Origin of the sequence: Bifidobacterium favimelis (assembly GCF_037963085.1) — a bacterium.
GTDB lineage: Bacteria > Actinomycetota > Actinomycetes > Actinomycetales > Bifidobacteriaceae > Bombiscardovia > Bombiscardovia favimelis.
Genome location: NZ_JBANDZ010000001.1, coordinates 162,256 through 163,161, shown reverse-complemented (window position 1 = coordinate 163,161; position 906 = coordinate 162,256). Strand labels below are relative to the sequence as shown.

The following is a 906-nucleotide window of genomic DNA, read 5'->3' as shown; positions in this document are numbered from 1 at the left end:
GTGGCCAAACCCGCAGGCGTCGACACCTGGACCAAGGTCAGCGCAGGAAACGCCCATTCCTTGGCGATCGGCTCGAACGGCAACCTCTACACCTGGGGATGGAACGAATTCGGCCAGTTGGGACGCGGCACCGGAGGCGACGATGAGGACGCAACCCCCGCCATGGTGACCAAACCCGCCGGCATCGACACCTGGACCAAGATCAGCGCGGGCGACAACTTCTCCGTAGCAGTCGGCTCCGACGAGAACCTCTACACCTGGGGACGCAACAGTTCCGCCCAGCTGGGACGCGACACCGACAGCCACGGGCCGGACAAAAACCCCGGCATGGCGGTCAAACCTGCCAACGTTGGCACCTGGACCCAGATCAGCACCGGGGAATTCCATTCCCTGGCCATCAACTCGGACGGAAACCTCTACACCTGGGGGGGCAGCGGCCTTGGCCAGCTGGGACACAGCGGCAACAGCAAGTTGAACAGGGTCATCTTCCCTGGTGAGGTTGTGCTGACGGGTGTGGAGTTTGACGGCCAGGCGGCCACCGGCCTGACGGCCCAGGGGGACGGCTCCTGGACGGCGGCCACCCCCGCCCACGCGGCAGGCCAGGCCGACGTGACCATCTCCTGGACCCTCAACGGCACCCCCCAACCCGACCAGCACCTGACCTACACCTACGAGCCAGCGCCACCGGCCATGCGCACCGTCACCTTCGACCCGGCCGGCGGCACCCCCGTCCCGCCCCAACAGGTCACCGACGGGCAGAAAGCCGCCAGGCCCGCCGACCCCACCAGGGACGGCCACCGGTTCAACGGCTGGTACGACGGGACCCAGGCCTACGACTTCGACCAACCCGTCACCCGGGACCTGACCCTCACCGCCCACTGGACGCCCGACACCACCACCGCCCGG

The 906-nt window shown here is 67.9% G+C and carries 1 protein-coding gene; it reads left to right on the top strand.

Translation table 11 applies throughout. From position 1 onward, the window contains the following. A partial coding sequence (locus V6584_RS00560; protein ID WP_340486096.1) for an InlB B-repeat-containing protein occupies window positions 1-906 on the top strand: 906 nt, incomplete at both ends.